The sequence below is a fragment of the Neobacillus niacini genome (genome assembly GCF_023715785.1).
Lineage (GTDB): Bacteria > Bacillota > Bacilli > Bacillales > Cytobacillaceae > Neobacillus > Neobacillus niacini_E.
In genome coordinates this window covers 31,990-56,181 of record NZ_JAMBOX010000005.1, presented here as the reverse complement: position 1 = coordinate 56,181, position 24,192 = coordinate 31,990, and the positions used below count along the sequence as shown (strand labels likewise).

Genomic DNA, 24,192 nt, shown 5'->3' with positions numbered 1-24,192 from the left:
TTTAATGTTTTTATATCTTGTGATTTTTTCATTAGCAGGTGCGTTGTTTTTTCTTGGATGGACCCTGCTTACCTCCAAGAAAAATAGCGTGACCACTAGGGCACCCAAGATTGGCTTGGGGTTCTTTCTGATTCTGTTTCTGGGTTCGCTGATTTTGCTAGAAGGCGCTGATAAGAATGTAACCGCTTTAAAAAAGGAAAAGGCCATGGCACAGCCTCAAACAGAAGAAAACAAGCCGCCGGAAAATCAGCCTAAAGAGGAAGAAAAGAGCACAACGCCGGAAAAAGCAGATGACCTGGAAGAGCATCGTGTACAGATTGTTAACGGCCCGGGAAGCAAGACAAAAGGGCCAGCAAATCTGAACTATTTCATGGATGTAAGCTATGATTCCTTTAGTCATCTAGTGTCAGGCACCATGAGTGTCGAATTTATCAATAATTTGGATGTCGATTTAAATAACCTGTATTTCAATGTGTGGGGGAATGCTAAGGTTTTTTTAGCGGCAGCGAAAAAGGATGCCAATGTGGAAATAGACCAAGTACAGGTAAATGGCCAGCCTGTCAGCCATACACTTGACGGAACGGCATTACATATACCTGATGTGCCGATAAAGAAGGGTGAGAAAGCGAAGGTTGAAATGAATTTTTCCGTAGCGCTCCCGGAAGGTCAAGACCGTTTTGGCTGGAGTAAAACGACGACATCATTAGGAAACTGGTTTCCAATTTTAGCTGTTTATGATGATGAAGGCTGGAACGTGGACCCTTATTTCCCTTCCGGTGAATCCTTTTATTCCTTAACAGGAAATTTTGAAGTTACTTTTACGACTGAAAAAGAGCAGGTCATTGCCACTACTGGTACCGAGGTCGGGGAACCTAAAATCAACGGTGCTTTGGCTACCCATCATTATAAGGCGGAAAACGTCCGCGACTTTGCCATGGAACTGGATCCAAATTATAAAATTAAACAGGCGAAGGCAGGGAAAGTCAATATTAATGTTTACTACAAAGAGGAGCATGCCAAGTTTGTCGATACAATGCTAAATGCCGGCACGAAAAGCATTGCGTTATTCAGTGAGAAGTTTGGTCAATATCCATGGCCGGAGCTCGATATTACTGCAATGGAAGGCTGGTTTGGGGGAATGGAATATCCTCAGTTGGTAATGATTACGATTGCACCTGAAATTCAAGTAGAAGGAGTGGCCTCCACAACTGCGCACGAAATTGGTCACCAATGGTTCTACGGCATTATCGGCAATAATGAATATGATGAACCATGGCTGGATGAGTCCTTTGCTAGCTTTGCAGCCATGTTACACGATGGATTGGAACAGACGCCGTTTAGGATTGACAATTCAAGATTAGGGGATTGGCACCTTTCTCATTCGATTGAAAAATTTAAGGAGAAGGGAAAGGAAGGCACCATTTCCTACTATAATATGGCATACAGATACGGGGCAAAAACCGTGGATGATCTTCGCAAAGAGTTGGGGGATGAACAGTTTTACGCTTCCATGCATGCCTATTTCAACGAAATGAAATTTGGCGTTTCGTCTACGGCTGATTTTATTCGAATTATGGAAGAAACCAGCAAACGCGATTTGGATAAATTCTTTGAAGACCATAAGGTGTTTGTGTCAGATCAACAGTAAGCGTGATAAAGGAAAACTGCCGATTTTTGCGCCAATCGGCAGTTTTTGCTTGATCGGTTAAAAACCTCCGGAATATCATTGACGGATGTCTATTGATTATTGTTGGTAAGAAATATAAACTTTTTGGATCGACTTATCCGTAATTCTGACCTGGTCGGCAATTCGTTGTTCCAAACGGGTGGACGCTTCTTTAAAGTCGGTGCCGTTTGTCCAGTTATGCTTGTTTATGTCATTAGTTGTGTTTCTTCTCGTACCTGTTCGGCCCGCTCTGTTATTGTCGTTGGTGGTGTTTCCGGTGATCCGATCCGTGCCAGCCCCTGTATTATCGTTGACACCCGCATTATTGTTGTAAATGCTTGCGTTGGTCCCCGCACCGGTATTTCCGTTATTGTCATTCATTATCGCATTTGTATTGCCGCCGTTGATTCCGATATTATTGTTTACGTCGTTTGCACGATTTCCGGTTCTAGTTCCTGTAACGTCTCCGGTCGCATTATCATCTTGACCTCTATTCAAACGGACAGTTACCCAGGCAACATTATTATAAATGACCACATGGGCCCGTTCCACTTCTCTTAATCGTTCAACATTTCGAATAGCACGAGTGGTCCTTACATCTTGATTGGCAACATTTCTCCCAGTAGTGCCTCTGTTTAAATCATTGTTTCTATCGTTATTCCCATTATTTGTGTCAGTAACACGATTGTAGAAGTTGTTGTTATTGAGGTTATTCATCCCGCCGAAATCGCCTGTATCATTGCCGGTATTTCGATTATCGGTATTACAGCCAGTTAACCCAATAAGGGTAGAGGTCAATAACAAAGCTGCCCATCTTTTATGCAAATGAATCATCTCCTTAAAAATTGGTCTTACATATATATAGTGGCTCAATTCATTGGAACTATTCCGGTCGTGAGATAACAAATAGTGGAGCTTATTGGGGTTAATTTTTATCGTTTGTTACATATGCACGACTTGAAGCGAATAAATATCAAATTAGTGTGGAAATTTTTAAAGGGAGGCAAAAACCATGAATGATGGATTGGAGCGGACAGTAGGGTTAGAACACCGTTTCTGGCTGCAAATATTAGGTGATCATTCGAGGTTTATTTATGAAGGCATTGCACCGGTTCAACAAGCGGAAATCGAACAGGCCCAGACGTTTATAAGAGTATTTGATACATTGCTCGGACAGGCAAGTTCCTCTGATACAGGGCAATTGGCCGCCAAAGCCGAACCGGAGGTCATTGGATTAAGGGAATTTAAATTGGAATTGATCAGAAAACACCTTACCGGTAAAATCAAAATCCATCTTACTCCTACTTTTTTAAACCATATGGTAAATGAATTGGAGGAATATTTAAGGATACTACAGCATTTAAAAGCAGGCCAAGTACCACCGGTTTATCATGAATTGCATCATCACCAGGTGTGGTTGTTGGATGCTGCGGGCCATTCAGAGGCGATTACCTCTACTTTGGATGGTGTTGAAAAGAAATTAATAGAGAAAAGCAAAAATTTTATGAAGAAATTTGGGTAACCAATAACTCATTGGCTACCCAAAAGGTTCCATCCATGCGGTTACGGTCGCTAATAGGCTTGATTGGGTACCCAAATTCCTCTTACTATGGAATGTCAGTAGTCAAGACCCAATCTGAGATTGTCTTGGGTTTTTAGGAAGAGTGTGTAACCGCTACTAAACCTAAGGAAGTTAACCTCTTTTCGAAAAACCGTATAGGATTCCGCACCCATTTTTCGGATTCGATATTAGTCAAATCGAGCCCTTTGTTTTCCGCTCCATCATGACCCAGTCTGGTGTATTAATTTTTTCGGGGTTCAACACTTGCAGCGCCACGTGTTTAAGAATCAGTAAGTAATGGCCCAGGAACCACACGGATCATCCGGGAACCATGTGCAGACAGGCTTGCTGTAAATCCCGACTCCATGCTTCCTAATTCATGATGCCTCCACAGATCTCGTAATGTGGCCGGACCTTTGATTCCTAAATCCGCCCACTTTACTGTTACATTTTGTTTGTCGGAACCTGTATTAAAGAGGGCAACATTGTACGACCCATCCGGCAGGGCTTGATAAAACACCTGAGACGTTGGTGTCTTATATAAGCGTTTCCCGGCAACCCCGCTTTGGTTGACGCCAATAATTTCCTCATTGGTCAAGAGACTGATTCCGAAGGTGTCCAGCTTTGTCAGGTCGTTTCCAATCACAAATTGCGATGCGGCTATCGCCCAAAGGGTAACATACGAACGTTTCTCGGCTTTTGTTAATCCGTCTCTTACACCGTTAGCCACATTGAGTGAATCAAAATCGTTCCAAGCGCCTGGCCCGGCGTGGGGCTGCCAGATAGCTGCATCATCAAATCTTCGCGATACCTTTTTCCAATTGGTCAGAAACGGTGTCCCATAAGCCTCGATATCGTGGTCGGTCCGCCAGCCATTGGACAATCTCTTCCAGGTATCAGCATGCTTTATATCGAGGTTGTTCGATAGCTCCACATGAATCGGCCTTCCTGTTTTTTGAAGCGCTTTGGCCCAAGCCTCGACATCAGGGATATCTTCGTTACGGATACCGTCAATTTTTAGGTAATCCACACCATAGGAAGCAAACAGCCTTGCCCAGGAATTAATAAACTCTTGTGCCCCTGGCTTCGAAAAATCAATCGCGTACATATTCTTGAAATTAAAATTTACCTTCTGTCCTTTGCTTAAGTCTACGATGTCTTTTGCGTGGTAGGATGTTCCTTCAATCGGCGTGTTTTGATCAACCGCGCCCTTCGGAATCCCTAATGTTACATACAGGCCAAACTTTAATCCTTTTTTGTGGATATAGTCCCCTAGTGCTTTCATACCGCTTGGGAATTTCTTCCGGTCAACCTTCCACCTGCCATGAGGATCAACGGTTGTGGTCCAATCCAGCATATAATAATCATCAAGATTGACATACTGGTAGCCATGGGACTTAAATTTCTCGGCCAAAACATCGGCCGCCGCTTTGATTTTCCCTTCCGTAGGATTCTTGCGGATTGAACTCCAGCTGCTCCAGCCCATAAACGGGCGTTGTCCCAAATTGTTGTAGGATGAGGCTTCTGCTTCTTCTAGTTCTATTGAGAAAAAAGGCAAATTGCCACAAAGGATCATGGTGAATGTTAACAATGAGGTGATTATCTTCTTAAGCATGAGCCATTCCCCCAAGCGTATAATCTATGACACGACATATATATTTTATGATAATATCAAAACTCATTAATTTGATTAATAACATGTTCCAATTTAAGGTAGAGATATTTTTTGAAAATAAAAGGAATTCTAACAATTATTGTTGAATATTAAAATGTAGAATACGGATTTTCATATCTTATCCAAAAACAATCCGTTACTTGCAATGGAGTGTAAAGGCGAGGTGAATAATGAGGAAAATCGCAATCTCGGATATTCATGGCTGTGCTGCCGAGCTTGATCGGCTTCTTGAAAAAACAAAGGCAGTGGCGGGCGAAATCATTTTTCTAGGAGATTATGTGGATACGGGACCAAACAGCTTGGACGTGGCCGAGCGGGTTGGTGAATGGTGCAGTCAAGGGGCAACCGCTTTGCTGGGGAACCATGACGATCTATTCCTGCGCTGGCTCGAAGGGAAAGAAATCATTTATTTTTACGGAAAAACCGGGGGAATCGCCACTATTAACAGCTTTCTGGACCGCATCGAGTTCGAACGGGTTGAATACACGCAATTGCTGCATGATGAGAATAAGGAAAATGATATTAGAAAAAGATCCAAAATCATTTTCAGCATCAGATTTCCTTCTTGCAATCCTGCCCGTTATTTAAACAGGAATCAGATTTTATTTTTGTCCATGCGGGAATCAATCCGAAGAAAGGGCTGGAAAAAACAACTAGGACAGAGTTTCTCCATCTTCGGGACGAATTTATTTATGAATACAATGGCCAAGAGACGGTAGTTTTCGGCCATACACCGACGAGAAGACTTCATAAAAGTAATGAAGTTTATTTCGGTACGAACCGGGTCATCGGTATTGATGGCGGGTGCGCTTTTGGCGGCCAGCTCAATGCGCTGATTATAAACGGTGACGAGTTCAGTACAGAAGCAGTATTAAAAACTTTTTAAAAAGGGAGAGAGAAAAATTGTCAAACATTCCATCGATTCTTCAAGGTTTACGTATGCCAGTAATCGGGGCGCCGCTTTTTATCATTAGTAATCCGAAATTGGTCATTGCCCAGTGCAAAGCAGGTATTGTCGGTTCCATGCCGGCACTGAATGCACGGCCTGCCGCAATGCTTGACGAATGGCTCTCAGAAATCACGGAGGAATTGGCAGCGTACAATGCCAAAAATCCCGACCGGCCTGCCGCACCGTTTGCGATTAACCAAATTGTTCATAAGTCCAATGACCGGCTTGAACACGATGTAGAAATGTGCATAAAGTATAAGGTTCCATTGATTATCACGTCCTTAGGGGCACGTGAGGATGTCAATACCGCAATACATAGTTATGGCGGAATCGTGATGCACGATGTCATCAATAATAAGTTTGCTCATAAGGCCGTTGAAAAAGGGGCAGATGGTCTGATTGCAGTGGCAACTGGCGCCGGCGGTCATGCTGGGGTTAAGAGCCCGTTTGCCTTAATTCAGGAAATCCGCGAGTGGTTCAACGGGCCACTGGCGCTATCGGGTTCCATCGCCACTGGAGGTGCGGTACTGGCAGCGCAAGCCATGGGAGCTGATTTTGCGTATATCGGGTCCCCGTTTATTGCGACACACGAAGCCAATGCAGTCGAGGAATATAAGCAAACCATCGTCGAATCAACCTCTGACGATATCGTGTATAGCAATCTGTTTACGGGTGTCCACGGAAACTATTTGGCACCGTCCATCAGGAAAGCGGGTCTGGATCCAGAAAACCTCCCGGAGAGCGATCCATCCAAGATGAGTTTTTCCGGAGATGCGAAGACAAAGGCATGGAAGGATATTTGGGGATGCGGTCAGGGAATTGGCGTTATTCGCGATATCACTGGCGCGGGAGAATTTGTTGACAAGCTCTACGAAGAATATGCAGCTGCAAGAGAGAGACTACAATTGGTTTGATAATCTATTAATGGTAGAGACGAGATTGCCTTCGGGTAGCCTCGTCTTTTTGTATTAGGTTTAAGGGGGGGAACATACAATTTTTAGTAGATTAATTTGAGGAGCTGGAATAATGAACTTTGAGAGGCAAAAGGCGATTATGCTTGCTGAGAATATGAACGATTTAATAAAATTTGTCCAAAAACATTATGAAAATAAACATAGCAGAAAGTTTCATCCTGATAGGTTGTTTCAAATTAAACTCCTAGTCGAAGAATACAAGTTTCAAATTATCGCTGATGAACTGCTAAGAATCAATCAGTTTGATTGGGATGAAAAATATACCCATTATTTAGTAGATTGGTTTATTAAAGGACTTACCATCATTGAGGAATACGTTAACAATAACTATGATGATTTATTCCTGTTGACGGCCAGACTCCACACCTTGAAGAGCCTCAGCCGATCATTCACAAACTTTGTTCCAAATCAAAAATAAACCGTGGTAGAATTAATAATCATGTATACATCAGGAGGAAGACCATGTACTTAGTTATCGACATCGGCGGGACTTTTGCCAAATATGCATTAATGGATGAGGCAGGGACAATTTTCGATAAAAATAAAAAACCGGCACCAAGAACCAACTTGGCCGACTTTGAACAAATGCTTTTTTCGATTATTGAAGAGCAGGATTTATCAGTCATTGACGGGATTGCCATCAGCTGCCCGGGTATCATTGATATTGACACAGGCACCATTTATCAGGGAGGTTCTTTTCCTTTCTTGCATGAGGTAAATCTGGTCAAAATCCTTGGGGGGAAATACGGTAAAAGTGTGTCGATTGAAAATGACGGAAAATGCGCGGCCATGGCGGAATTATGGCTGGGAAGTGTGAGAGGGAAAAAGGATGCCATCGTATTGGTGCTTGGAAGCGGTGTTGGCGGTGGCATTATCATGGATGGAAAAGTCCACCGAGGCGTGAACCTATCCGCTGGGGAAGTTAGTTATGTGATGAATGGGTTTGATCCGACTTCGAAAAAGGCAAGTTTTGTTGGATATGAGTGTTCGGCTGTGCGCATGGTTCAGCAAATTGCGAAACTAAAGCAGCTCGAAAATCTCAATGATGGCGAGGCTGTCTTTGAATTTATCAACCAGCAGGACGCGGACGCCATGGCCATATTCGACGAGTATTGCCTTCATTTGGCAGTTCAGATTCTAAATCTGCAGTATATCCTTGACCCTGAACTATTTGCGATTGGCGGAGGCATCAGTTCCCAGCCAATCTTGCTCGACAGGCTGAACTGGGCGATTAAAGAAATAAAAAAGAATAATCCACATCATGCCGCATCACCGAATCTGGTGCTGTGCGAATACCGAAATGATGCCAATCTTTATGGGGCGCTGTATCACTACTTAAATAGATAATATTAAAATGTCCCTGAAACTTGAAATGTCCTCATGAAGCCTCTATGAGGACAAACACCCTAGAATTTATCTCGGATTATCCTCAAAAACCCTCTACCGGGTATATAAAGGAACAGAAATAATCCTAGTCAGTAATTTTGAACCAGGACTGGGTTTTATACATAAACTAGGGTATCAATTAGGAAAGGGTGTATGGAGTTGAGACGAATAAGACGTATACAACCACAGCCGATCATCGGGCAGGCGTGGACCGGCAGACACGTCATTTTGCTGAACTGTACTAAGGATAATCAATTTATCAATTTATATAAAAGCTATCATGCACCCATCGAGACCGCACGTCCTAATTGTGCCGAAACATTATCCCAGCTGCTTAGTATTGGGTATCGCATTCACGCCGTAACAGCCATCTCGCCTAATCAAGTACAATATGTATTGGTCTTATAAAAATACACAGGGTCTCCGAGACAGTAGAGCTAGATTTTAAGAGCTCATGGTCAAGTAGACCCCCCCCAACTAACAAAACCCGTCAAACAAACACTCTTTCAACCTCCAGCGGCTGCAGCGCATTGGTTGAACTAACAAAAATAAAAGCATCGTACCTCTCAGACATAACCGAAGGAACATAATTTCCAAATTGCTCATACTGCGGATTATAAACAACCCCAATCGCCCGGTGCCCAATCCGAGCACCAAAGCGCTTTCCTCCGTGCTTCCATATTTCTTCTTATTAAGGACAATATCCCTTAAAAGCCTAATTACTTCATCGCGACAGCCTTCAGCATATAAAGAAGCGGAAACCCCATACATTTGCGGTTCGCGGTTAAATGGTTCGAAACAGGCGAACGCTTTCTTGGCGGCTTCGAGGTCAAATGAATTGATTTTTTTCAAATAGCTAAGAATCTCTTCCATCGACTCCCACAAACTATACACGTCAACTCCATAAAAACCTACCTTCTGTTCCTGAGGCAGCGCCTGATTATAAGTTTTTAGCCACTCCACTAGATCCATTAATTCTTCATTGGCCCACATCCAGGTCGGCCAGCGGTTAAACGACCGTAACACCTCATAGGCATCAGAATCGTCAGAGGTATAGCCTTTAATATAGCGGTTTACTTCCTGACAGGCCGGCCAATCGCCCTCAACCACTATAAAGGTGAAGCCTTTCTCAACAATCAATTTTTTAGTCAGTTCCGCGCGAATCTTGTAATACTCGGATGTACCATGTGAGGACTCACCCAGTAAAACATATGGGACGTTCTTAATCTCATCCAAAAGTGGCTGTAAATCGTCGATACCTGTTAACGGTATTGCGTGATCTCGAATTGCTCCAATGACATTTTTCTTCATTTGGCACCCCACCATTTGCTTCTTTTAAAAGATATTATTTTCCATTAAGTCTAATTTAAACGAAAGGATGAACGAACTCAGCTTAGGAGAAACTAAGCAAAATGTATTTAAGGAGTTGACACGACCATGAATCAAGCCTTTCAACCAGGGCAAATTGTCTACGTCATTATTCGAAACCCGCATGCTCAGGACGTCGCGAACGTTCAGGAAGCGGCCGTTGTCCAGAACCCCGATTCCCCGGGCGATTTAGCATTATTTGTGTATGAAACCTTCTATCCATTAAATGATGAAGTAGCAGTTTTTTCGAGTGCTAGCGAGGCAGAACATGCTTATCAGGAAGCCTTTGGCCAAACAGAAATCGAGGATTATTATTATGGTTAAGCCATTTGTCCCACAGCTTGTTTATGTTGAACCGGCAGCCTTGGATTATCCTTTAGGGAAAGAATTGGTGGATAAATTTACCGATATGGGCATTGAAGTGAGGGAAACGACCTCGCACAACCAAATTCGAAATTTGCCGGGGGATACCGATTTTCAACGGTATCGGATTGCCAAATCCACCCTGGTAGTAGGTATCAGAAAGACCCTGAAATTTGATACCTCAAAACCTTCTGCGGAATATGCGATTCCATTTGTAACGGGCTGTATGGGACATTGCCATTATTGCTACCTGCAGACAACGATGGGAAGTAAACCATACATCCGTACATACGTAAATATTGATGATATTTTTGAGGCTGCCGAGAAGTACATGAAGGAACGTGCCCCCGAACCAACCAGATTTGAAGCTTCCTGTACTTCCGATATCGTGGGGGTCGATCATTTAACCCATACCCTTAAGAAAGCGATTGAGTTTTTCGGACAATCAGAATATGGGAAACTCCGTTTTGTCACGAAATTTGCTCATGTCGATCACCTGCTTGATGCCAAGCATAATGGCCGGACGCGGTTTCGATTTAGTATGAATGACGAATACATCATCAAGACGTTTGAACCAGGCACATCAAGAAGGGATGAAAGAATCGAGGCGGCGGGGAAGGTGGCCCAGGCCGGCTATCCATTGGGGTTTATCATTGCCCCGATTTATTTGCATGATGGCTGGAAAGAGGGCTATAAGGAAATGTTTGAAAAATTGGAGGCTCAACTGCCCGCTGCCGCTAAAAGAGATTTAACCTTTGAAATGATTCAACATCGCTTTACCAAGCCTGCCAAACGTGTCATTGAAAAAAATTATCCAATGACCAAATTGGAACTGGATGAATCAAAACGGAAATATAAATGGGGAAAGTATGGAATTGGCAAATATGTGTACACAGATTCGGAGCAGGAAGACATAAAGGACACCCTCGGCGGCTATATCCATACCTATTTTCCAGAGGCAAAAATCGAATATTTCACGTAAAGAGGTACCTTGATGAAAATACGATTCGGATATGTGGCCACAGCATTGGACCTCTGGGATGCCAGTCCTTCAAAAACATTGACGTTTACTCGATACGGTAAGCTTCCAAAAAATGAGCGAATCGATACGCTGAAATGGGTAACAGCCCAAAATTTAACCCATACGAAAAGAATTCTCTATTATAATATCGCTCATGAAATCGAATTGTATCGGTTTTCGAGCGGGCTCGTACCATTGGCAACCCATCCGGAAGTGATGTGGGATTTCATCACCCCGTTTAAAAAGGAATGGAAGGAGCTTGGCCAATTGATTCAAAAATTTCAGATTCGGCCTAGCTTCCATCCAAATCAATTTACGCTTTTCACCAGTCCTCGTGAAGAGGTCACCGATAATGCCGTTAAGGACATGGAGTATCACTACAAAATGCTCCAAGCCATGAACGGGCTGGAAAAGGGAGTCATCAATATCCATATTGGAGGAGCCTATGGGGATAAAGAAACTTCTTTAATCCGGTTCCACAAAAATTTAAAGAAGCTGCCGAACGATTTCAAAAAACATATGACGCTTGAAAATGATGACAAAACGTATAATGTGGAAGAAACACTGCTTGTTTGTGAACAGGAAAACGTTCCGATGGTTCTCGATTACCATCACTTTATGGCGAATAAAGGGGAAGTTGCCCTAGAAGATTATTTGCCGCGTATTTTTGACACATGGAATCATACGAAAAATGTACCGAAAGTTCATATCTCTTCACCCAAGTCCGAAAAGGAATTTCGGTCTCATGCGGACTTTGTTTCTTTAGAATTTGTCCTGCCATTTTTTAAAATGGCCAAGGAGCTAAACCAGGACTTTGATATTATGATTGAGGCGAAGCAGAAAAATTTGGCGATGCAGAGGCTTGTTGAAGAAGTAGCTTCCATTCGCGGGGTGAAACGGATTACTAGCTCGGCGGTGGAGTGGTAAACTTAAGATGTCCTAGATAATTTTTAGAGGAGGAAATCGAAATGACTTTTCCAAAAGATTTTTTATGGGGCGGTGCGGTTGCAGCCCATCAGGTCGAAGGCGGTTGGAATAAAGACGGTAAAGGACCGAGTGTTGCCGATGTGATGACAGCGGGTGCTCATGGTGTACCTAGGGGAATTACCGATGGAATTGTTGAAGGCAAATATTATCCAAATCATATGGCGATCGATTTTTATGGGCGCTATAAACAAGATATCGCGTTATTTGCGGAAATGGGCTTTAAATGTTTTCGGACGAGCATTAATTGGACTAGGATTTTTCCAAAAGGGGATGAAATGAAACCAAACGAAGAAGGATTGCAATTTTATGATGACATGTTTGATGAATTGTTAAAGCATGGCATCGAACCAGTCATTACCTTAAGCCATTTTGAAGTGCCGTACCATCTGGCAAAAGAATATGGCGGCTGGCGCAATCGGAAACTGGTTGATTTCTTCGTCCGCTACTCCACCACGGTCATGGAGCGTTATAAAAATAAAGTGAAATATTGGATGACCTTTAATGAAATCAACAACCAAATGAATACCGATAATCCAATCTTTTTGTGGACCAATTCTGGAGTTCGAGTGGAAGATGGAGAGAATCCGGAAGAGGTAATGTACCAGTCGGCACACCACCAGCTTGTCGCTAGTGCCATGGTGGTGAAGGCAGGGCATCAGATTAATCCTGATTTTGAAATTGGCTGTATGATTGCCTTTGTTCCGATTTATCCATATTCCTGCAACCCGGATGACATGATGCTTCAAGTTGAATCCATGCATGCCCGCTGGTTCTTTGCCGATATACACTGCAGAGGGCACTATCCTAATTACGCCCTAAAGGAATGGGAACGAAAGGGCTTCGACATCAAAATGGAGCCAGGAGATGACAAGATTTTGGCAGAAGGAACAGTGGATTACATAGGGCTTAGCTATTATATGTCAGATGCTGTCAAAAGCGGCGTGAATGAACAAGGCACTGATCATGTAGTTGGTTCAAGCGTCAGCGTGAAAAATCCTTATGTAAAGGCATCTGATTGGGGCTGGCAGATTGACCCGGTTGGATTGCGTTATTCCTTGAATCAATTATACGAACGTTACGAGCTGCCACTATTTATTGTTGAGAACGGCTTTGGAGCCATCGATGTGAAGGAAGAAAACGGCACCGTTCATGATAATTATCGCATCGACTACCTAGGTGCACATATTAAAGAAATGAAAAAGGCAATTGACCTCGATGGGGTGGATGTCATGGGCTATACGCCGTGGGGCTGCATTGACTGCGTTTCATTTACAACAGGAGAAATGAAAAAGCGTTATGGGTTTATCTATGTGGACCGTGATAATGAAGGAAACGGCTCAATGGAAAGATCGAAAAAGGAATCGTTCGATTGGTATAAGCGGGTTATCGCTACGAATGGGGAAGAGGTCTAGAAGCATAATAAATATGGGGCTGTCCCAAGAGTTTGAAACACTCTTGGGGCGGCCCCATTTCAAGCTTTAGTCTCGGTCTCTGCCAATTTCAAAGAAGGATTTATCGGCCTTGTTATTTTCAGCCTTCACTTCTTTACCGTTCACTTTTCCTTTGCCTTTCTTCAGAACCTCTGTCCCTACTGATGCATAGATGCTATTCGCCAATAAGCGGTAGCTGTACTGGGTATGGGCTCTAAAGGCTAGGTCGTTGGCAAACAAGGTGATTGTAGAGTCTTCAAAGTTTTTCGTAATGGCAAGTATTTGGCCCTTTGCTTTCTCGTGTTTTGGCCACCATCCGGCCACATAGAAATCATCAGAGTTGCTGAAGGTTGCTAATACCTCGGCATCTTCGGGAACAGAAGTGATCCATGCACCCCAAGTAGTATAAAGTAGTTCATCCTTCTGATAACCGGAAGTCAATACGTGATCATTCACGACGGCTTTAATTAGACCTTCATGGCCATTTCCGGTAGCCGCATAATCCAACCCTGGGAGGACTCCACTGTTTTTCACCGCACGCATAGCAGAAGAACCAATCCCTACAAATGATTTTCCTGAGATTGTGCTTGGACTGAAGGTAGAGCCATCACTAATAATGATGTCTGCCTCAGCTTGACCTACTAGGTCAAATCCCAGTTCCTTTAGCGAGAAAATCAATTGTGAAGAACCGAGTACCGCTACTTTAGGCTTTTTCAAAATTTCTCTTTTTACAGGGTTCGAAGTCCCCAGTTCCTTTAGGATACATGGTCCCATTAACATTGATGTTTTTTGTCGTTTGTTCCACTTTTACGCCGTTGCGAAGCAGGTATTCTACCATCTTGTGGGCTTCATAATTATTTTTTTGTTCCTTGTCATTTGTCGGAATCACGTAGTATTCCGGGAAGAAATTCTTATTGTCTCCTCTTACGCGTCCAATCGCTTCTCCTGCAGAATTGACAAAATATTCGCAGTTTTTCAATTAAAAAAATCGGAACGCCATGTTCCGACTCTACTAAATTATCGATTATTTACCTGCCTCCATGTTCGGATCAGCCCGTCAACAATTCCATCAATGACGTCTTTGTCTGTAAAATAACTGGTGTGGCATAATGGGTTCCAATTTGTTAATATATTACCTACATTTACCTGCCTATCTTCCGTAACCGCATCTTGGTAGACTTCGTTTATTGCTTTTAATGGATAGCCCAGAATATCATCTTTGTCATAAAAGTTTACCCATTCACCCATAACACTTGGATAGTATGTGTTAAGTTTAGGTGAGGGGATATTTAGCGGTCGGTCAAAATTATGATAGCGCAAGCTCCACAATGGCAGGGCTGTCCCCAATGTATAGAAAAGTGCCAGCGTATCGCCTTTTTCCAAGGCGGATGGGGTGCCTTCCACCTGTTTGGATTGCATATCATAGAAATAATTGCTGGCAAGCACAGAACCTAAACTATGGGAAATAACGCATAAAGGCGCATAACCTCCGGCGTTTTTGGCAAGGGTGTTTAGATTTTCGCGGATACTTTCATGGATTCTCCCGTAATTATGCTTCGCAGACTCTACAGGCTGGTAGGCAATCACGTCTCCTAAATAATGAATAAAAAATTTTCGGAGTCCCTGATAATCAAGTCTTGGGTCATGGACAATTTTTTTATACAAATCTTCCTCTCGTTCTTCTAATAGCTTTGACCAGTGAATCGGCTGAAAAATGAGCTGTGAAGACGGATCCTTCACCAGATTTCCTGCCTTGCTGGCAAAATGACTTTTTAGCAATTCTATCATTTCTCTTGCAAACTCTTTGTCCTGTCTGCCGATACCATGAATAATGGCAATCGCAATTTTTTTCAAGCTGGTTCCCACCTTTTTAACTATCCTGAAAAGGACTTTTGTAATAGGTATTCATTATGTATATACGGATTTGCTGGAAAAAAAGACTGGTAAGATTGTCGTTGTTTTAACAAAACTCAGAGTAAGTTTAGAATTATCTCGAATTCGAAATAGTTGAATTTAAGGTTTAAATAGTGGAGGAATTTCGATGCTTAGGAAACTGAATAATCAAAAAACATGTCATAAGAGTCGTTCCTATAACGCGTTTGACTTCTGATCTTTCCTCAAACATGTCATAAGAGTCGTTCCTATAACGCGTTTGACTTTAATTTTACCTCAAACGCGTAATAAGAGTCGCTCTTATAACGCGTTTGACTCTGATTTTTTCTCAAACAAGTCATAAGAGTCGCTCTCATAACGCGTTTGACTCTGATTTTACCTCAAACAAGTCATAAGAGTCGCTCTTATAACGCGTTTGACTCTGATTTTTTCTCAAACAAGTCATAAGAGTCGCTCTTATAACGCGTTTGACTCTGATCTTTCCTCAAACAAGTCATAAGAGTCGTTCCTATAACGCGTTTGACTTTAATTTTACCTCAAACAAGTCATAAGAGTCGCTCTTATAACGCGTTTGACTCTGATTTTTTCTCAAACAAGTCATAAGAGTCGCTCTTATAACGCGTTTGATTCTGATTTTACCTCAAACAAGTCATAAGAGTCGTTCTCATAACGCGTTTGACTCTGATTTTTTCTCAAACAAGTCATAAGAGTCGCTCTTATAACGCGTTTGACTCTGATTTTTTCTCAAACAAGTCATAAGAGTCGCTCTCATAACGCGTTTGACTCTGATTTTACCTCAAACAAGTCATAAGAGTCGTTCTTATAACGCGTTTGACTCTGATCTTTTCTCAAACACGTCATTAGAGATGTTCATATATCGCGCTTGGTAAGATTTCTTCTACAGTGTAGCTGAGTATACACAGCTTTTTTGTGGTGCTCAGTATTTAGTCAGAAAAACCCTTCTTTTTAAATATTTACAGAATAATATAGTACTAAATGTGTTTTTTATGAGGAGAACCAAGTCGATGGACGTCAATCTATTTATTGATTTATTGAAAGTCATCTTCATCAATTTAATTATGAGTGTGGACAGTGCCTTGATTATCGGAATCGTGGTCCGTGAACTTCCAATCGAATCGAAAAAAGGAAACGTGTTTTGGTGTGGTCAATCATCGGGAGTAGTTCGAACTAGCTCGTTTTTATCAACCGTAATCCTAAAATATCCAAGTTCCGGTTTATGGAGGAGCCGGAACCCTCATCTATCTATCCGTTTTAATGATCATGGAGGAACTTCGCGGTTATTACCATATCTTTTTAAGTTTGATTTTCACACTTGGTATCCTGACGTTAGGAGTGATGGTCAGAAAACGTAAACAAATATAAAAGGTTGTGATAGCTGGTCGACAGCTCTTTTTTATGCTTCTAACCGTGCATAAGAAAAAAATGAAAAAAGACTGAGGGGACTCGGCCTTTTTTCATGTAATAGGTTGGGAAAAATTTGGTTTGTCGCTGCTTTTTTTAGCAAGATGGCCTAACAGTCGCCGTGTTTGTTAAAGTGCAATGGAGGCGGAATCAGCCAGCCCTTTTCTTTATTCAAACGAAGAACTTTTGCCCCTAAAGCAACTTTTTGATTATGGAATTGGGTATACATCATCGCAACATCTTCTCTAATCGATTTTCCGATAATTTGACTGCACATAACCAGCCCAGCTGCTATATCAGCTGAAAGGGTTGCAGCAATGGCAGGGTCTGGGATTCTAGCTCCGATTGGAATATCCTCCAAACATGCTTCCGGTGGTTCCGGTTGTGCCGGAGGCAATCCGATGCCATTTTCTTTTAACAATTCCTCAATTTGCTTCTTGTGCTGTTGGCCTAACTCAATAGCTTCTACTAATAACTTTTTTAAGTCCTCATCCCCGGCATGATTTACCATCGTTTGGAAACCAGCAATCATCGCATTCCCGCCTAAATCTGACGCCCAAATATCAAATACCTCGCCATAGTGCAATGGCTCTTCTTTAGGGTTGCCGCTTAAAATTCCCATTTTGAACCTCCTAAGTGAATATGTAATTTTATTCATCACAAGTGCCTCCTTTCCGAAGCACAAAGATAGTTTATCCATTTTTTAAAAATAAATTTCTGTAATATGTCATTGTTAAAAATGCTCGTTTTGATAATTTCATTATAATATTTCGAAAATATAATATAATTAAACAAATAAATGTGTTTGCTATTTATTGCAAAAGGAGATGAAGTAAAAAAATGAGGGTAAGTTTATTTGCTACCTGCCTTGTTGACATGTTTCAAAGCCATGTAGGGATAGCAATAGTAGAGCTGCTAGAACGGCTTGGCTGTGAGGTGGATTTTCCGGAGTCGCAAGTTTGCTGCGGCCAGCCGGCCTATAATAGTGGTTATGTGAAAGAATCCAAAGAAGCGATGAAGGTAATGATGGAGACATTTCAAGATGCGGATTATGTAGTGTCACCTTCAGGCTCTTGCGCTTATATGTTTCAAGAGTATCCTGATATATTCGAGGGTGACCCGGTTTGGGAACCAAAAGCCAAGAGGTTGGCAGAGAAAACTTATGAGCTCACCCAATTTATCGTGGATGTTTTAAAAATAGAGGATGTCGGAGCCAGCTTTGAAGGGGCTGTAACCTATCATACCTCCTGCCATATGACAAGACTGCTTGGCGTGAAGGATGCACCGATGATCCTATTAAAAAATGTTAAAGGGCTAAAATTCACGGAATTGCCGGGAAAGGAACAATGCTGCGGGTTTGGCGGCACCTTTTCGGTAAAAATGGCACAAATATCCGAGCAGATGGTCGACGAAAAAGTGCGTCATGTGGAGGAAACGGAAGCGGAATATCTAATCGGTGCCGATGCCGGATGTTTAATGAATATCGGTGGCCGTATACAAAGACAAGGAAAACCGATTAGGGTTTTGCATATTGCTGAGGTTTTGAATAGTCGTTAATTTTTTATTAAAGGCGGATTGGAGGGGAAATACAATGGCTATGAAAATTGGCAACGAGCAATTTAAGAAACGTGTAGAGAAAGGGATACATAACGACTTTATGCGCGGTGCTGTTTCCAAGGCCCAGGATGGGATGGGGCTGAAAAGACGCATTGCCGCCGATGAACTGGGAAACTGGGAAGAATGGCGTTCCCATGGGGAAGAAATCCGCCAGCACGTACTCGTGAATCTGGATTATTACTTGGAGCAATTAAGTGAAAATGTTGCCAAACGCGGTGGGCATGTGTTTTTTGCCCAAACGAAGGAAGAAGCAACGGAGTATATTCGTGATATCGCCCGAAAGAAAAACGCAAAGAAGATTGTCAAATCGAAGTCGATGGTTACGGAAGAAATCAGCTTAAATGATGCTTTGGAGAAAGAAGGCTGCCAGGTGATTGAAACAGACCTCGGCGAGTACATTCTTCAAGTGGATGATCACGATCCCCCGTCGCATATCGTGGCACCTGCGCTTCATAAAAATAAAGAGGAAATCCGTGATGTTTTTGCAAAAAAACTTGGCTATGAAAAATCTTCCAAGCCTGAAGAACTGGCCTGGCACGCCCGGGAAATGCTCCGTCAGAAATACTTAACTGCAGACATCGGCATAACAGGCTGTAACTTTGCGGTTGCTGAAACCGGCTCAATTACATTGGTTACGAATGAAGGCAACGCTGATTTGGTCACGGCACTCCCAAAAACGCAAATAACAGTATTGGGTATGGAACGGATTGTGCCAACCTTCGAGGAAATGGAAGTTCTGGTTTCGCTTTTAACTAGAAGTGCTGTCGGCCAAAAATTAACTAGTTACATTACGGTTTTAACGGGACCGAAAGAAGAACGTGACGTAGATGGCCCAGAGGAGTTTCATCTTGTCATAGTTGATAACGGTCGTTCCGATATTCTTGGCGGCGAATTCCAATCAGTCCTGCAATGCATTCGTTGTGCCGCATGCGTCAATGTATGCCCGGTCTACCGCCATGTCGGCGGCCACTCATACGGCTCCATCTATTCAGGGCCAATTGGAGCGGTACTTTCACCATTGCTTGGCGGATATGACGAATACAAAGAACTGCCATATGCATCAACGCTTTGTGGGGCCTGTACCGAGGTTTGTCCGGTGAAAATTCCGCTGCATAATTTGCTTCATAAACATCGAGAAGTCATTGTTGAAAAAGAAGGAAAAGCCCCGATTTCGGAGAAACTGGCAATGAAGGCATTTGGCTTGGGAGCGGCATCACCTGTTCTTTATAAAATCGGTTCGAAAATTGCGCCAACTGCGATGAATCCATTTACAGTCGGAGACAAAATATCCAAAGGTCCTGGACCATTAAAGGCCTGGACGGAAATTCGCGAGTTTCCGGCACCAAATAAGGAAAGATTTAGAGACTGGTTTAAGAGGCGTGAAAAGGAGGGCGAATGAGTTGACGGGCACAATCCAAAATCGCGAGGTGTTTTTAAACCAAATTGCCAGCCGACTCGGGCGTCCGCGTAGGTCTACTCCTGAAGAACCGCCGATTTGGAAACACCGTCCGCAGGATGAAGTTTTAAAAGATGCCACTCAGGATCATCTATTAGACGTATTGAGAGAACAGTGCAAAAAAATCCATACTTCTCTTTATACAACAAACCTGAAAGAATTACCGTCTATCCTAAACGAAGTTGTCGCGGGTTACGGTGGTGGTCCAATTGTTACATGGAGGGATGAGAGGTTCGCTCAATGGGGATTAAAACGATTAATGAACTCGGATTGGCCGCAGGAAAGCATCGAAGTCTATGAATGGGACAACACCAAACGCCAAGAAAACATTACAAAAGCCGAAAATGCAAATGTCGGTATCATTATTAGTGAGGTTACACTTGCCGAATCAGGCACAGTAGTACTGTTTAGCGACGAAAATAAAGGGAGAAGTGTTAGTTTTTTACCATCCACCTTTATCGCTCTTATTCCAAAAAGCTCCTTGGTGCCAAGAATGACGCAGGCCGCACAAAAAATGCGGGAGATCTATCAACAGACTGGCCATGTTGCCTCATGCATCAACTTTATTACCGGACCAAGTAATTCTGCTGATATCGAGCTAAATCTAGTCGTCGGTGTCCATGGGCCGGTAAAGGCGTCTTATATTGTTATTAATGATCTATGATAGTAAAATCAGACTTACTTTAACCATATTGTGGTCTGGTTATGGAGAGATGGCCAGCCTTTGCAATAGGGCTGGCTTTCTTTTTATATTTCATCTATTTCATTACTCGAATATTTCGAGAATGAAAATATAATAAAAATATGGTAGTATTGAGTTTATCTATTAAGGTAGCGTGACAGTTGGAGATGGAATGATATGGTAGTATGGAAACGGAATTTAATAGTGCTTTGGATTGGCGTCTTTTTCACTTCGGCAAGCTTTTCGATGGTTATACCTTTCTTGCCGATTTTTCTGCCGCAAATTGGTGTTCATGAGCATATAGAAATGTGGTCTGGTTTATTATTTAGTGCGGCGTTTTTTGCGGGGGCCGTCGCTTCTCCGTTCTGGGGGAGCATCGCTGATAAGTACGGCCGAAAGCCGATGATCATTCGGGCTGGCATATTTCTATTTTTGATTTATACATTAACCGCATTTGTCACCAATCCCTATCAATTATTGGCGTTGCGAATTGCCCAGGGGCTGCTGACCGGATTTATTCCTGGAGCGATTGCTTTGATTGGGACAAATACCCCAAATGATAAAGTGGGCTATGCTTTGTCGATGATCTCCACTGCGTCCGCATCCGGGGGAATTATTGGCCCGTTGCTCGGCGGAACAATTTCCCATTTGGTTGGAAACCGGCTTGCGTTTGCCAGTGCCGGAGTCATTGTATTCATTTCGACCATTTTAATCATCCTTTGGGTAAAAGAGGATAATTTCACACCGAGCAAGGAGCGCGGTTCGGTTAAAAATGATTTAAAAATTGCCTGGAGAAACCGCCCTTTGATGTTGGTCCTTTTGTTAACAGTAATCACCGCAGGGTCAGTGATGACAATCGAACCAGTCCTCCCCTTATATATTGTGGAATTGGGAGGATCTGTAGAAAAAGCTTCATTGGTTGCTGGGATTGTATTCTCGCTCCCTGGAATTGCCAGTGCACTCTTCGCGCCGTTTTGGGGCAGATGGGCTGACAAAGTCGGTTTTCATCGTGTTTTGGTAATTGGACTGTTAGGCGGTGGGATTGGCACTCTCGCGCAGATTGTTTTTGGAAGCATATGGGGATTTTCTATTATCCGTTTCGTTTATGGTGCTTTTTTCTGTGCGGTTTTCCCGGCAATAAACGGATTGGTTGTAAAATCAACGGCTTCCGATTTCCGCGGACGGGCCTTCAGCTTAAACCAAACTGCCAATCAAATCGGCGGAATGGCCGGCCCAATGCTTGGCGGATTGATTGGGGGGCTGTTCCCGGTTCAAATTGTGTTTGCCACAACCGGAATCCTTCTCTTGGCAGCGATGGGCTTGGCTTATTGGAAAACCAATGCTTTTAATGGTGTAATGAAGGGAAAAGTCGCAACGGGCAAATAATTCGTTTTGTTTAGAACCTTTTTATTTGGAATTGCATAATTTATCACTAAGAAGTCCATTAGAAAAAACCGTGGTCAGGGAACCACGGTTCAAAAATTTGACTATTGTATGAATGATCCATCCTTGTCTGCATGCAGGGTGGATTATTCTTTTTGATAGGGTATTTTCATCATCTCTCCTTCCATGTTAAGGCTGTTGAATTGTTTTTATATGCTCAAGGTTCCAAAAAACGTTTTCCCCTTCAGCTGTGATGAGGGTTATTTTGTTATTTCGGATTTGTTGGAGCAAACCGATTTTTTCCGGATTGTTTCCTCCGTCAATGATCACCAACTTATTTTCAAGTTTTTTTAATTGCTCATTGAAGGAACGGGAAAGCGGTGTGGATTTCGGCATCAGTGGCAGATTTTCATTGCTTAGGGAATAGGGTGTTGTGTTTGGCTTATAAGGGATGAGCCATTTAACATGATTCATTGAGATAAACATTGTTTTATAAACAGGCGAGTGAAAAACGAAATAGTCGTTCATAATGCTAGTTAAATAGCCATGAATGGTTTTATTCCCGGTTACATAGATTTGGACAAATAATCCTTTTGCAGCGGTAAGTGCCTTGCGAAATGAGATTGTTTCCGATTCAATTGGTTTTTCCGAGGGTTGAGTATAGGTATCTTCTTCCTCCGAAACTGATTCTTTTAATCTTTGAACATGAACAAATGGAATATAGTAGAAGAAATTTGACTTACCGTCGAAAAGGACGATGATGTCAAGTCCGCTGTCTACCAGAATGCCTCTGTGAAAATTGCCTCCCGAAATTTCAACTTCTATTTTTTTTCCGATTAATTCAACAAAATCGATAAGCATCTTCATTCTCCTTTTTCCTCATAATCTTACTGTGCAAGTGTGCTTCCAAACAGCCAATAAACCCAATAATATAAAACGACTAAGGTAAACAAAGTGGCAGGCGGTATGACGACGACTGTGATTTTTATATACTCCCACCAGCTGATCATGACTTTCCCTTTCCTTACAATGTGCATCCACATCAGCGTCGCAAGGGTTCCCATCGGAAGCAGCAATGATCCCATATCGCTGCCGATGACGTTGGCCAAATAGGCAATTTTCAATTCAAGTAGACTTAGGTCCATATTCATTAGCGTGAGGGTTCCAACCATAAGAGCCGGGTGATTATTGAAAATATTGGAGAGGACAGATAGCAGGGTCCCCATCATGACACTCGCATTAAGCAGGCTGCCAGAAACCATCGGCTTCATGAACGTGATTAACCAGTCTGTCAACCCGATGTTATTGAGACCGTAAATGATGGTATACATACAGAAAGCGAAAACGATAATATACCACGGCGTTTTTTTTAGCATATCGGCAGGGGATATTTTTAAATAGGCCCATCTCCAGGCTAAAAGAACGAGCGAGCCAATTACAGCCATAAGAGAAACAGGAATGTGCAGGAACGAAGCTACAAACAGGCTGCACCGCACCGCAAATACAAATAACAGAACATTTCGCATAAATTTTGAACGAGCTTTCTCCGAAGGATGTTGAATACCACTTTGTGGCTTCAGTGGGTGGTAGGAAGAACTTGTTAGCCCTGTAACATTAGTAGGAACGGTTTTCGGCAAGATTCGTCTAAAGCGTAGGAATAAGAACCAGGTCAGTAGCAGTAATCCTAATGTGGCCGGAACAAACATCATTACCGTATGCAGCCACAAATCCATATGCACGATTTTGAGGGCGATTAAATTGACAATGTTGCTTACCCCAATAGGAGCGCTCGAAGCAGTGGCAATTAAGGCTCCTGACAGCAAATACGGAATTTTTTGATGGTTTTTCAAGCCCATGTTGTTTAATAACATCACGAGTATGGGGGTTGTGATTAAGATACTTCCATCGTTATTAAAGAAAAGCGTCATCAGAAAACATAATAGATTCACGTACCAGAATAAACGTACTCCTGATCCCTTTGCTTTTTCAGCGAGTTTCTCCGCCATCCAGTTAAAGAAACCGAAGCTTTCTAGCACAATCGCCATGACGATCGTTGCCATAATGGTGATGGCCGCACCGCTTATGGTCTCGGTAATAATCCCTAAGTCTGAGAATGAGACACTTCCAATAAGGACGACAATGACCGCGCCGATTGCGGCCGGAATGGCTTCATTTATATTTCGTGGCCTCCACAATATGAATCCGAGCGTAACCAAAAAGGTAATAATGGTGATCCAAACGGTTAAATGAATCATATAAATCTCCTTTCATCTAGTTGTAAATTCAGGGTGTTTTCCTGTATCGGCATTGCCTCCATATGACATTGATTCCGCTTATGTCCCCCCATTCCATCTATCCC

General features: G+C 42.6%; 25 protein-coding genes. 16 read left to right on the top strand and 9 right to left on the bottom strand.

Translation table 11 applies throughout. The features are described from left to right. Positions 1–4: 4 nt before the first annotated feature. The gene (locus M3234_RS11340; RefSeq protein ID WP_262304834.1) at positions 5–1,648 is read left to right on the top strand and encodes a M1 family metallopeptidase; all 1,644 of its coding nucleotides are present in this window, start codon (positions 5–7) and stop codon (positions 1,646–1,648) included. Positions 1,649–1,744: 96 nt separating this feature from the next. Here M3234_RS11340 and M3234_RS11335 read toward each other — a convergent pair whose 3' ends face one another. Further along, positions 1,745–2,491: a hypothetical protein gene (locus M3234_RS11335; protein WP_262304833.1), complete on the bottom strand. Its 747-nt coding sequence runs from the start codon at positions 2,489–2,491 to the stop codon at positions 1,745–1,747. 187 nt (positions 2,492–2,678) lie between these two features. Here M3234_RS11335 and M3234_RS11330 point away from each other — a divergent pair, with 187 nt between their 5' ends. Further along, the gene (locus M3234_RS11330; RefSeq protein ID WP_262304832.1) at positions 2,679–3,188 is read left to right on the top strand and encodes a DUF2935 domain-containing protein; all 510 of its coding nucleotides are present in this window, start codon (positions 2,679–2,681) and stop codon (positions 3,186–3,188) included. Positions 3,189–3,507: 319 nt separating this feature from the next. Here the strand turns inward: M3234_RS11330 and M3234_RS11325 are convergent, their stop codons facing one another. Continuing rightward, positions 3,508–4,842 (bottom strand): glycoside hydrolase family 27 protein, encoded by a 1,335-nt coding sequence (locus M3234_RS11325; RefSeq protein ID WP_262304831.1) that lies wholly within the window; start codon positions 4,840–4,842, stop codon positions 3,508–3,510. A gap of 230 nt (positions 4,843–5,072) precedes the next feature. Between M3234_RS11325 and M3234_RS11320 the strand changes: the two genes are divergently transcribed. The 5 genes from M3234_RS11320 (at position 5,073) to M3234_RS11300 (ending at position 8,619) form a co-directional block, all read left to right on the top strand. Further along, positions 5,073–5,621 carry a metallophosphoesterase gene (locus M3234_RS11320; RefSeq protein ID WP_262304830.1) on the top strand — a complete coding sequence of 183 codons (549 nt, stop codon included), beginning with the start codon at positions 5,073–5,075 and terminating at the stop codon, positions 5,619–5,621. 184 nt (positions 5,622–5,805) lie between these two features. Next, positions 5,806–6,765 carry an NAD(P)H-dependent flavin oxidoreductase gene (locus M3234_RS11315; RefSeq protein ID WP_262304829.1) on the top strand — a complete coding sequence of 320 codons (960 nt, stop codon included), beginning with the start codon at positions 5,806–5,808 and terminating at the stop codon, positions 6,763–6,765. A 112-nt stretch (positions 6,766–6,877) separates the two neighbouring features. Next, positions 6,878–7,243: a hypothetical protein gene (locus M3234_RS11310; protein WP_262304828.1), complete on the top strand. Its 366-nt coding sequence runs from the start codon at positions 6,878–6,880 to the stop codon at positions 7,241–7,243. Between the two features lie 44 nt (positions 7,244–7,287). Then, a complete protein-coding gene (locus tag M3234_RS11305) occupies positions 7,288–8,172 on the top strand; it encodes an ROK family protein (RefSeq protein WP_262304827.1) in 885 nt (294 codons plus the stop codon). A gap of 198 nt (positions 8,173–8,370) precedes the next feature. Further along, on the top strand, positions 8,371–8,619 hold the full coding sequence (locus M3234_RS11300) for a hypothetical protein (RefSeq protein ID WP_262304826.1): 249 nt from the start codon (positions 8,371–8,373) through the stop codon (positions 8,617–8,619). Positions 8,620–8,688: 69 nt separating this feature from the next. Here M3234_RS11300 and M3234_RS11295 read toward each other — a convergent pair whose 3' ends face one another. Beyond that, positions 8,689–9,522, bottom strand: coding sequence for an erythromycin esterase family protein (locus M3234_RS11295; protein ID WP_464514760.1), 834 nt, complete (start codon positions 9,520–9,522; stop codon positions 8,689–8,691). A 126-nt stretch (positions 9,523–9,648) separates the two neighbouring features. Between M3234_RS11295 and M3234_RS11290 the strand changes: the two genes are divergently transcribed. The 4 genes from M3234_RS11290 to M3234_RS11275 are packed head-to-tail and all read left to right on the top strand — an operon-like array spanning position 9,649 to position 13,362. Next, positions 9,649–9,903, top strand: a complete 255-nt coding sequence (locus tag M3234_RS11290) for a transcriptional regulator SplA domain-containing protein (RefSeq protein WP_262304825.1) — start codon at positions 9,649–9,651, stop codon at positions 9,901–9,903. Beyond that, positions 9,896–10,924, top strand: coding sequence for a spore photoproduct lyase (gene splB, locus M3234_RS11285; RefSeq protein ID WP_262304824.1), 1,029 nt, complete (start codon positions 9,896–9,898; stop codon positions 10,922–10,924). Before M3234_RS11290 ends, splB begins: the two co-directional genes overlap by 8 nt. A gap of 12 nt (positions 10,925–10,936) precedes the next feature. Continuing rightward, the gene (gene uvsE / locus M3234_RS11280) at positions 10,937–11,890 is read left to right on the top strand and encodes a UV DNA damage repair endonuclease UvsE (RefSeq protein WP_262304823.1); all 954 of its coding nucleotides are present in this window, start codon (positions 10,937–10,939) and stop codon (positions 11,888–11,890) included. A gap of 41 nt (positions 11,891–11,931) precedes the next feature. After that, positions 11,932–13,362 (top strand): 6-phospho-beta-glucosidase, encoded by a 1,431-nt coding sequence (locus tag M3234_RS11275; RefSeq protein WP_262304822.1) that lies wholly within the window; start codon positions 11,932–11,934, stop codon positions 13,360–13,362. A gap of 66 nt (positions 13,363–13,428) precedes the next feature. Here the strand turns inward: M3234_RS11275 and M3234_RS11270 are convergent, their stop codons facing one another. Genes M3234_RS11270 through M3234_RS11260 form a run of 3 tightly spaced genes read right to left on the bottom strand, consistent with a single transcriptional unit; the run spans position 13,429 to position 15,234 of the window. Continuing rightward, positions 13,429–14,097, bottom strand: coding sequence for a hypothetical protein (locus tag M3234_RS11270; protein WP_262304821.1), 669 nt, complete (start codon positions 14,095–14,097; stop codon positions 13,429–13,431). Then, entirely contained in the window at positions 14,084–14,359 is a 276-nt protein-coding gene (locus M3234_RS11265; protein ID WP_262304820.1) for a hypothetical protein, read from the bottom strand. The genes M3234_RS11270 and M3234_RS11265 overlap by 14 nt, the downstream gene beginning before the upstream one ends. A 38-nt stretch (positions 14,360–14,397) precedes the next feature. After that, positions 14,398–15,234, bottom strand: coding sequence for a chemotaxis protein (locus tag M3234_RS11260; protein ID WP_262304819.1), 837 nt, complete (start codon positions 15,232–15,234; stop codon positions 14,398–14,400). 1,064 nt (positions 15,235–16,298) lie between these two features. Here M3234_RS11260 and M3234_RS11255 point away from each other — a divergent pair. Beyond that, entirely contained in the window at positions 16,299–16,646 is a 348-nt protein-coding gene (locus M3234_RS11255) for a hypothetical protein (RefSeq protein ID WP_262304818.1), read from the top strand. A 158-nt stretch (positions 16,647–16,804) separates the two neighbouring features. On the opposite strand, the gene M3234_RS11250 is transcribed toward M3234_RS11255, so the two are convergent. Beyond that, positions 16,805–17,317 carry a DUF3231 family protein gene (locus M3234_RS11250; protein ID WP_262305008.1) on the bottom strand — a complete coding sequence of 171 codons (513 nt, stop codon included), beginning with the start codon at positions 17,315–17,317 and terminating at the stop codon, positions 16,805–16,807. Between the two features lie 218 nt (positions 17,318–17,535). On the opposite strand from M3234_RS11250, the gene M3234_RS11245 reads away from it, so the two are divergent. The 4 genes from M3234_RS11245 (at position 17,536) to M3234_RS11230 (ending at position 21,836) form a co-directional block, all read left to right on the top strand. Next, positions 17,536–18,252 carry a (Fe-S)-binding protein gene (locus M3234_RS11245; protein ID WP_262304817.1) on the top strand — a complete coding sequence of 239 codons (717 nt, stop codon included), beginning with the start codon at positions 17,536–17,538 and terminating at the stop codon, positions 18,250–18,252. A 34-nt stretch (positions 18,253–18,286) separates the two neighbouring features. Beyond that, positions 18,287–19,711, top strand: coding sequence for a LutB/LldF family L-lactate oxidation iron-sulfur protein (locus tag M3234_RS11240; RefSeq protein WP_262304816.1), 1,425 nt, complete (start codon positions 18,287–18,289; stop codon positions 19,709–19,711). Position 19,712: 1 nt separating this feature from the next. Beyond that, positions 19,713–20,432: a LutC/YkgG family protein gene (locus M3234_RS11235; RefSeq protein ID WP_262304815.1), complete on the top strand. Its 720-nt coding sequence runs from the start codon at positions 19,713–19,715 to the stop codon at positions 20,430–20,432. A 195-nt stretch (positions 20,433–20,627) separates the two neighbouring features. Next, positions 20,628–21,836: an MFS transporter gene (locus M3234_RS11230; RefSeq protein ID WP_262304814.1), complete on the top strand. Its 1,209-nt coding sequence runs from the start codon at positions 20,628–20,630 to the stop codon at positions 21,834–21,836. Positions 21,837–22,022: 186 nt separating this feature from the next. Here M3234_RS11230 and M3234_RS11225 read toward each other — a convergent pair whose 3' ends face one another. Together M3234_RS11225 and M3234_RS11220 are read right to left on the bottom strand one after the other, a co-directional pair. Further along, positions 22,023–22,694 carry a DUF2642 domain-containing protein gene (locus M3234_RS11225; protein WP_262304813.1) on the bottom strand — a complete coding sequence of 224 codons (672 nt, stop codon included), beginning with the start codon at positions 22,692–22,694 and terminating at the stop codon, positions 22,023–22,025. 26 nt (positions 22,695–22,720) lie between these two features. Continuing rightward, on the bottom strand, positions 22,721–24,088 hold the full coding sequence (locus M3234_RS11220; RefSeq protein ID WP_262304812.1) for an arsenic transporter: 1,368 nt from the start codon (positions 24,086–24,088) through the stop codon (positions 22,721–22,723). Positions 24,089–24,192: the final 104 nt, after the last annotated feature.

What these genes read in the sequence shown, in the direction of transcription:
- M3234_RS11340 (WP_262304834.1), top strand. Translation starts at nt 5, where the DNA reads ATGTTTTTATATCTTGTGATTTTTTCATTAGCAGGTGCGTTGTTTTTT.
- M3234_RS11330 (WP_262304832.1), top strand. Translation starts at nt 2,679, where the DNA reads ATGAATGATGGATTGGAGCGGACAGTAGGGTTAGAACACCGTTTCTGG.
- M3234_RS11325 (WP_262304831.1), bottom strand. Translation starts at nt 4,842, where the DNA reads ATGCTTAAGAAGATAATCACCTCATTGTTAACATTCACCATGATCCTT.
- M3234_RS11320 (WP_262304830.1), top strand. Translation starts at nt 5,073, where the DNA reads ATGAGGAAAATCGCAATCTCGGATATTCATGGCTGTGCTGCCGAGCTT.
- M3234_RS11310 (WP_262304828.1), top strand. Translation starts at nt 6,878, where the DNA reads ATGAACTTTGAGAGGCAAAAGGCGATTATGCTTGCTGAGAATATGAAC.
- M3234_RS11305 (WP_262304827.1), top strand. Translation starts at nt 7,288, where the DNA reads ATGTACTTAGTTATCGACATCGGCGGGACTTTTGCCAAATATGCATTA.
- M3234_RS11295 (WP_464514760.1), bottom strand. Translation starts at nt 9,522, where the DNA reads ATGAAGAAAAATGTCATTGGAGCAATTCGAGATCACGCAATACCGTTA.
- M3234_RS11290 (WP_262304825.1), top strand. Translation starts at nt 9,649, where the DNA reads ATGAATCAAGCCTTTCAACCAGGGCAAATTGTCTACGTCATTATTCGA.
- splB (WP_262304824.1), top strand. Translation starts at nt 9,896, where the DNA reads ATGGTTAAGCCATTTGTCCCACAGCTTGTTTATGTTGAACCGGCAGCC.
- uvsE (WP_262304823.1), top strand. Translation starts at nt 10,937, where the DNA reads ATGAAAATACGATTCGGATATGTGGCCACAGCATTGGACCTCTGGGAT.
- M3234_RS11275 (WP_262304822.1), top strand. Translation starts at nt 11,932, where the DNA reads ATGACTTTTCCAAAAGATTTTTTATGGGGCGGTGCGGTTGCAGCCCAT.
- M3234_RS11255 (WP_262304818.1), top strand. Translation starts at nt 16,299, where the DNA reads ATGGACGTCAATCTATTTATTGATTTATTGAAAGTCATCTTCATCAAT.
- M3234_RS11250 (WP_262305008.1), bottom strand. Translation starts at nt 17,317, where the DNA reads ATGGGAATTTTAAGCGGCAACCCTAAAGAAGAGCCATTGCACTATGGC.
- M3234_RS11245 (WP_262304817.1), top strand. Translation starts at nt 17,536, where the DNA reads ATGAGGGTAAGTTTATTTGCTACCTGCCTTGTTGACATGTTTCAAAGC.
- M3234_RS11240 (WP_262304816.1), top strand. Translation starts at nt 18,287, where the DNA reads ATGGCTATGAAAATTGGCAACGAGCAATTTAAGAAACGTGTAGAGAAA.
- M3234_RS11230 (WP_262304814.1), top strand. Translation starts at nt 20,628, where the DNA reads ATGGTAGTATGGAAACGGAATTTAATAGTGCTTTGGATTGGCGTCTTT.
- M3234_RS11225 (WP_262304813.1), bottom strand. Translation starts at nt 22,694, where the DNA reads ATGCTTATCGATTTTGTTGAATTAATCGGAAAAAAAATAGAAGTTGAA.
- M3234_RS11220 (WP_262304812.1), bottom strand. Translation starts at nt 24,088, where the DNA reads ATGATTCATTTAACCGTTTGGATCACCATTATTACCTTTTTGGTTACG.